A 6,310-nucleotide genomic window follows, 5' to 3' on the forward strand; every position below is an offset into this window, starting at 1 on the left:
ATCGAATTCGCCCATCATGCTCTCTTGTTGGAAACGGCTAGGGTAATGGTAGGTCGAGTTGGTATCGAAGAATCAAACCCGGCCAGCAAACAAGTCGGCGATTATACGCAAAACTGCTCCCGGAGACTGTGATGCACGAAATACAACCAGCAGCGCCTTACGAGTGCCCCTACTGCGGCGAGCCAGGGGAGACCGTTCTGGATCTCTCGGAAGGTGACAATAATTTCATCGAAGACTGTCATGTGTGCTGTCGTCCGATCGAATTTCATCTTGAAACCGATGGCGAACAATGGGATCTGGAAGTTCGTGCCGAGAACGAATGATGCGCAAAATCTATGAGCCGGAAAACATGATGGAGGGCGAGCTATTGCAGTCGATGCTCGCCAGTGAAGGCATCGAATCGCACATCACTGGCCGGCATCTGCTGGGCGGGATTGGCGAGTTGCCGGTGTTTGGCCTGCTCGGACTTGCGGTCGACGACGATCAGGCTGAACGGGCACGGCAGTTGATCACTGAGTACAATGGCGCCTTTCCGTTGTCTGGCGATGAGCCCGACAGCTATCCCGATGTGTTGTTGTGCTGAAACCGGTGCGGCGTCGCTTGATTGGTTTTTCAGAAGAGTGGCCCTGAGCTCATGTGTGGACGTTATGCGCTGTTTCGTTGGACGCCCGCTTTCGCGGCCTTGCCGGGATTTCCGGCGGATCAGCAGGCGCAATGGAACATATCCCCCGCCGATTCGGTGCTGATGCTGCGCCGGACCCCGGGCGATGAGGGAGGTCAGGAACTGGCGCGGGCGCGCTGGGGGCTGACTCCGCCGTGGTTGACCGATATGTCGCGCACCCCGGCTCATGCGCGTGCCGAGACGCTGGCCGAACAACCTATGTTTCGTCAGGCGTTTCGCGAGCGTCGTTGTCTGCTGCCGGCCAATGGTTTTTATGAGTGGCGTGGAACGTTGCGCAAACGGCCGTTCTGGTTGACGCCAGGTGAAGGCTCGGCGCTGTATTTTGCGGCGATCTGGGAGGCGTATCCGGTGCAAGGCCACACGTATCTGAGCGTGGCGGTGGTGACGCAACCGGCAATGAGCCAGCGCAGGCCGTTGATTCTCGATGCAGAAGGGCAGGCCGCATGGCTCGACCCCGAGAGTTCGCCGGTCACTCTGCAATCACTGCTCGCCGCGCCGCAGATGCAACTGCGTGAGCGGCCGCTGGCGAATCTGGTGAACGATCCCAAGCTCAACGCGCCGGAGTGCCTGACACCACTCTAGCGTTATAGGGTCGTTCACTCCCACAGGGGCGACTGTGGCGCGCCACAATGGCAAACGGCTGCCATCTGGTACTGGCAGGGCGTACCACCTAGGATGGGCGCCTTGTTTTTAGGGAGATACAAAATGCGCAAGACCTTTGCTCTTTGTGCCTTGAGCGCCGCTTTGCTGGTTGCTGGCTGTCAGGCCGTCAACACCACCAGTGGAGATTCGGTGGGCGTCGAACGCAAGCAATACATGTTCAGCATGCTGTCGACCGATCAGGTCAATCAGATGTATGAACAGTCCTACCAGCAGACCGTCACTGAGGCCACGACCAAGGGGGTGCTGGACAAGGACAGCGAAGAAGCCAAGCGCGTACAGAACGTGGCCAATCGCTTGATCGCCCAAGCGCCAAAATTGCGCCCGGATGCAGCGCAGTGGCAGTGGGAAGTGAATCTGATCAAGAGCGACGAGCTGAACGCCAACTGTGGCCCTGGCGGCAAAATCATCGTTTATAGCGGGCTGATTGACACCCTGAAACTCAGCGACGATGAACTGGCGGCAGTCATGGGCCATGAAATTGCCCACGCCTTGCGCGAGCATGGTCGTGAGGCTATGTCCAAGGCCTACGGCATTCAGATGGCCAAGACAGGCGCGGGATCATTGCTCGGCCTGGGGCAGGACAGCCTCGCGCTGGCCGATACCGTGGTCAATTACAGCCTGACGTTGCCGAACAGCCGGTCCAACGAAAATGAAGCGGATCTGCTGGGGCTGGAGCTTTCAGCCCGCGCCGGTTACAACCCCAATGCCGCGATTACCCTGTGGCAGAAGATGCAGGCCCAAGCCGGAGCGTCGCAGCCTGAATTCATGAGCACTCACCCGGCTTCGGCGAACCGGATCGCCTCGTTGCAGGCGGCGATTCCGAAGGTGATGCCGTTGTATGAGCAGGCGCCGAAATCCTGAGTGAATGAGATCCCTGCGTGGGAGCGAATTCAGTCGCGAAAGATGCTGCATGCGACAGAGATGCATCGACTGTACCTCCGTCTTGCGAATGAATCCGCTCTCACAGGGGGATATGGTGCTTTAAACCTGGCTTACACCCAGCCGCTGACTTGCATCGCCTTGTACACCGCAACGATCGCCAGGATGAAGAATGCACCCGCCGCCAGGCGACGGATCAGCGTCAATGGCAGTTTTTCCGCCGCGAAGTTACCCGCCAGCACCACCGGAACGTTAGCCAGCAGCATGCCCAGCGTAGTACCCAGAATCACCAGCCACAGATAGGAATACTGTGCTGCCAGCATCACCGTGGCGATCTGCGTCTTGTCGCCAATTTCAGCGAGGAAGAACGCAATCAGCGTGGTCATGAACGGGCCGAATTTGCGTGCGGTGTTCGCCTCATCGTCATCCATCTTGTCCGGGACCAGCGTCCACAAAGCGGTGGCGGTGAAGCTCGCTGCGAGAATCCAGTGCAGGATGGCGTCGGAGAGAAAACTGCTGAACCAGGCACCCACCGCACCGGCGGCAGCGTGGTTGGCCAGCGTAGCGGCGACGATACCGGCGATGATCGGCCAGGGCTTGCGAAAGCGAGCAGCGAGAATGAGCGCGAGGAGTTGGGTCTTGTCACCGATTTCGGCCAGTGCGACGACTGCGGTCGGGACTAAGAGGGATTCCAGCATCAGGATTTCCTAAAGGGGCGGGTCAACACGGCTATGACACGTACAACCTCCCCGCCCCGGGTCAGGATGTTCGTGTCATAGGTCTTGTCAAACCACCGATCCGTCTGTGCGGATCTGGGGTCGCACGCACCATGGTCTGAGGACCAAGTATGTTGATGCGCGCCGGACGAGCGTGGCGCTCGCGGGAGACTACTCCCCTAGGACGGAGCGGATTCTGCCTTTGAGAATCCGGTTCGGCAAGCGTTAATTTCAGGCACGTTTGGCGCGGTAAATCCGGAAACCATTACCTTCGGCCATGACGGCACATACGCCAAGATGCTGCGCGATGATCGGTTGATAACGCAGGAAGCTGTTAGCAACGAGTCTGAGTTCCCCACCTTTTTTAAGATGTTCGCGTGCTTTTCGCAGCAGATTTTCCGTCGCGGCATAATCGGTGTGGACGCCGGTGTGGAAGGGCGGATTGGTTAGAATGACGTCCAGATGTTTGGGCGCTGCGGCGATGCCGTCGGCTGTCATGACTTCGGCTTCGAGCCCATTCGCTGCGAGTGTAAGGCGGCTGCTGGCGGTGGCGAATGCGTCGACATCCAGCATCGTCACGTTCATGTCGGGATTGCGACGCTTGACCGCGGCGCCGAGTACGCCCGCGCCGCAACCGAAGTCGAGCAAGTGACCTGTGGGCAGGCGGTCCAGATTTTCCAGTAGCAGGGCAGAGCCTCGATCCAGACGACCATGACTGAACACGCCCGGCAGGCTGACGACTTTCAGCGGCCCGCCTTCCATTTCGATGTCGAAGTGTTTGGCCAGTGTATTCAGCTCGACGGCTTGTGGAGCGTTTTCGACAGTGACTTGCCAGAGCTGGCAATGGCGCGCGCTGTCGAGTTTGCGGGCGCGGCCGAACGGGCTCAATTGACGCGCCGCCGCTTCGATGCCTGCACGTTTTTCCCCGACCAGAAACAGCTCGCGACCGGCCAGACGCGAGGCCAGGGCGTTGAGCAGGTAGTCGGTGAGGTCCTTGGCTTTGGGCAGGAACAGCACAGCGGCCTCGAAGGGCTCGGCGGGGGCGTCTGTGCCGAAATGAGTACGCTCGCTGAAGCGGGTATTCAGCGCGGCGAAATCCCCGGCATGCCAACTCCAGCCCCGCGCGTTGGGCAACGTGCCCAGCAGATCGTCGGCGGGAAAGTTGGCCAACAGCAATGAGCCCTGAAACAGTTCGGCCTGACGGAGTAACACTTCACTGCGCGGGTCCATCATCGGCTCCTGAAAAAAGGGCGCAGTTTAGCAGGTCAATGGTTCGAGGGGCTGTAGCAGCACGGCGTGTCGACGGCGTCTTAGGGGCGCTGCCGCCGGCAGACGGAACGCCGCCCGGCCGTTCTGCTACGGAAGATAGACCTGATATCAGCTGACAACCCGAATTGGCTTGCCGGCATAGAACGCCTGGGCGTTTTCATTGATTTGCCCGACGATGCGCTGGCGTGCTTCCTGGCTGCCCCACGCGCTGTGCGGGGTGACGATCAGCCGCGGAATATCGCCGGACAGCAGCGGGTTGCCGTTGACTGGAGGCTCGACAGTCAGCACATCGGTCGCCGCGCCGCCGAGATGACCGTTACGCAGGGCATCGGCCAACGCCTGCTCGTTGATCAGACCACCCCGGGCGGTGTTGACGATGAAAGCCTTGGGCTTCATCAGGCTCAGTTCGTGGGCGCCGAGCATGTCCCGAGTGTGTTCGTTGAGCGGGCAATGCAGGGTCAGAGCGTCCACCTGAGGCAGCAATTCAAGCAAGGGAACGCGATCAGGACGGACAGGACGGCCGGGGATTTGTCCCGACACCACACGCATGCCAAATGCCTCGGCAAGCTTTGCCACCGCACCGCCCAGTTCGCCATGACCCAGCAGGCCCAGCGTCTTGCCTTCCAGCTCGACGATCGGGAAGTCCAGCAGGCAGAACTGCTTCGACTTCTGCCACAGTCCTTGGTGGATAGCTTGCTGATAGTCCGGCAAACGAGTGGCCATCGCCAGCAGCAGCATCAAGGCATGTTGCGCCACCGACGGGGTGCCATATCCATGACAGTTGCTCACTACCACACCGTGCTTGCGTGCCGCGTCGAGATCCACATTATTGACGCCTGTTGCAGTCACCAGCACCAGCTTAAGCTCGGGGCATGCAGCGAAGGCGGCGGCATCGATCATGATCTTGTTGGAAATTGCCACTTGAGCGCCTTGCAGTCGCTCGATGACCTGATCGGCGCTGGTGCTGGAATGCAACACCAGCTCGCTGAAGGTTTCGCGCCATGGCGCAAGGTCCAGATCGCCGAGATCCAAGGAGGTGTGATCCAGGAAAACTGCTCTGTTTTGACTCGACATCAGCTGTACCTTTTGCTCGGGGAGTGGGAGGCGTAAGGTAGCGAGCGTACCAGAGCCTGCCGCTCGCCAAAAAGCCTGGAGACCCACGATGTACTGGACGGAATTTTTTACCGTTGCCCTGATTCACCTGCTTGCCGTCGCCAGCCCCGGCCCGGATTTCGCGGTGGTGGTGCGTGAGAGCGTGACCCATGGTCGCAAGGCCGGAACCTACACCGCCATGGGCGTAGGCACCGCGATTTTCCTGCATGTCGGCTATTCATTGCTGGGCATCGGGCTGATCGTTTCCCAGTCCATCGTGCTGTTCAACGCGTTGAAGTGGGCGGCTGCTGCGTATCTGCTGTACATCGGCTTCAAGGCCCTGCGCGCCAAACCGGCTAATCCTTCAGATGCGCCGGTTGATCTGGCCAAGGGTGAGCGCACGGCTCGCGGGGCCTTTACTGCAGGTTTCGTGACCAATGGCCTGAACCCGAAAGCGACGCTGTTCTTCCTGTCGCTGTTCACCGTGGTGATCAATCCGCATACGCCGTTGCTGGTTCAGGCCGGTTATGGGGTGTATCTGGCGGTGGCCACCGGCGTATGGTTCTGTCTGGTGGCGCGCCTGTTCAGCCAGGAGCGCGTACGCGCAGGTTTCGCGCGTATGGGGCACTGGTTCGATCGCGCAATGGGCGGGGTGCTGGTGGCGCTGGGATTGAAGCTGGCATTGACCGAGATGCATTGAACCGGCATGACAATATTCCCCTTTAGCGGCAGAGCTTGTCAGCGGCAGCGATTTCGCGGACGCCATCGCCGTCAAGCCCTGCGCTGAACCTGTGGGAGCGAATTTATTCGCGATTGGCACGTACATCCGTCAAAGACGTGTCGCCTGGAATACCGCTTCGCGAATGAATTCGCTCCCACAGGGGGGTGCTGTGCGCCGCCTACTGCCGTAGGGTTCTCGCTGTGCACCGCCTATCTGGTTCGACACAATTCCTCTGTGGGAGCGAATTTATTCGCGATTGGCCGGTACATTCGGTAGATCCCCATCGGC

8 protein-coding genes and 1 riboswitch are annotated in these 6,310 nt (G+C 59.8%); of the genes, 5 read left to right on the forward strand and 3 right to left on the reverse strand.

The genetic code is table 11. From position 1 onward, the window contains the following. Positions 1 to 131 precede the first annotated feature (131 nt). From ACRER8_RS08315 to ACRER8_RS08330, 4 genes are all read left to right on the forward strand, one after another. The gene (locus ACRER8_RS08315; RefSeq protein WP_081565514.1) at positions 132 to 323 is read left to right on the forward strand and encodes a CPXCG motif-containing cysteine-rich protein; all 192 of its coding nucleotides are present in this window, start codon (positions 132 to 134) and stop codon (positions 321 to 323) included. Then, positions 323 to 583, forward strand: a complete 261-nt coding sequence (locus ACRER8_RS08320) for a DUF2007 domain-containing protein (protein WP_431745863.1) — start codon at positions 323 to 325, stop codon at positions 581 to 583. Before ACRER8_RS08315 ends, ACRER8_RS08320 begins: the two co-directional genes overlap by 1 nt. A 51-nt stretch (positions 584 to 634) precedes the next feature. Next, positions 635 to 1,264, forward strand: a complete 630-nt coding sequence (locus ACRER8_RS08325) for an SOS response-associated peptidase (protein WP_431745857.1) — start codon at positions 635 to 637, stop codon at positions 1,262 to 1,264. A gap of 123 nt (positions 1,265 to 1,387) precedes the next feature. Then, positions 1,388 to 2,206 (forward strand): M48 family metallopeptidase, encoded by an 819-nt coding sequence (locus ACRER8_RS08330; RefSeq protein ID WP_431745858.1) that lies wholly within the window; start codon positions 1,388 to 1,390, stop codon positions 2,204 to 2,206. 131 nt (positions 2,207 to 2,337) lie between these two features. Here ACRER8_RS08330 and ACRER8_RS08335 read toward each other — a convergent pair whose 3' ends face one another. From ACRER8_RS08335 to ACRER8_RS08345, 3 genes are all read right to left on the reverse strand, one after another. Continuing rightward, the gene (locus ACRER8_RS08335) at positions 2,338 to 2,922 is read right to left on the reverse strand and encodes a TMEM165/GDT1 family protein (RefSeq protein WP_431745859.1); all 585 of its coding nucleotides are present in this window, start codon (positions 2,920 to 2,922) and stop codon (positions 2,338 to 2,340) included. An 89-nt stretch (positions 2,923 to 3,011) separates the two neighbouring features. Next, a riboswitch (yybP-ykoY riboswitch) is annotated at positions 3,012 to 3,133 on the reverse strand. 38 nt (positions 3,134 to 3,171) lie between these two features. Then, positions 3,172 to 4,170 (reverse strand): methyltransferase, encoded by a 999-nt coding sequence (locus ACRER8_RS08340; RefSeq protein ID WP_431745860.1) that lies wholly within the window; start codon positions 4,168 to 4,170, stop codon positions 3,172 to 3,174. A 147-nt stretch (positions 4,171 to 4,317) separates the two neighbouring features. Further along, the gene (locus ACRER8_RS08345) at positions 4,318 to 5,283 is read right to left on the reverse strand and encodes a 2-hydroxyacid dehydrogenase (protein WP_431745861.1); all 966 of its coding nucleotides are present in this window, start codon (positions 5,281 to 5,283) and stop codon (positions 4,318 to 4,320) included. A gap of 88 nt (positions 5,284 to 5,371) precedes the next feature. Here ACRER8_RS08345 and ACRER8_RS08350 point away from each other — a divergent pair, with 88 nt between their 5' ends. Further along, on the forward strand, positions 5,372 to 6,001 hold the full coding sequence (locus tag ACRER8_RS08350) for a LysE family translocator (protein WP_431745862.1): 630 nt from the start codon (positions 5,372 to 5,374) through the stop codon (positions 5,999 to 6,001). Positions 6,002 to 6,310 lie beyond the last annotated feature (309 nt).

It is taken from the genome of Pseudomonas sp., from assembly GCF_050739935.1.
GTDB lineage: Bacteria > Pseudomonadota > Gammaproteobacteria > Pseudomonadales > Pseudomonadaceae > Aquipseudomonas.

Excerpts from the sequence above, each read along its gene's own strand:
- ACRER8_RS08350 (WP_431745862.1), top strand. The coding sequence starts at position 5,372 with ATGTACTGGACGGAATTTTTTACCGTTGCCCTGATTCACCTGCTTGCC.
- ACRER8_RS08315 (WP_081565514.1), top strand. The coding sequence starts at position 132 with ATGCACGAAATACAACCAGCAGCGCCTTACGAGTGCCCCTACTGCGGC.
- ACRER8_RS08340 (WP_431745860.1), bottom strand. The coding sequence starts at position 4,170 with ATGGACCCGCGCAGTGAAGTGTTACTCCGTCAGGCCGAACTGTTTCAG.
- ACRER8_RS08335 (WP_431745859.1), bottom strand. The coding sequence starts at position 2,922 with ATGCTGGAATCCCTCTTAGTCCCGACCGCAGTCGTCGCACTGGCCGAA.
- ACRER8_RS08330 (WP_431745858.1), top strand. The coding sequence starts at position 1,388 with ATGCGCAAGACCTTTGCTCTTTGTGCCTTGAGCGCCGCTTTGCTGGTT.
- ACRER8_RS08345 (WP_431745861.1), bottom strand. The coding sequence starts at position 5,283 with ATGTCGAGTCAAAACAGAGCAGTTTTCCTGGATCACACCTCCTTGGAT.
- ACRER8_RS08325 (WP_431745857.1), top strand. The coding sequence starts at position 635 with ATGTGTGGACGTTATGCGCTGTTTCGTTGGACGCCCGCTTTCGCGGCC.
- ACRER8_RS08320 (WP_431745863.1), top strand. The coding sequence starts at position 323 with ATGCGCAAAATCTATGAGCCGGAAAACATGATGGAGGGCGAGCTATTG.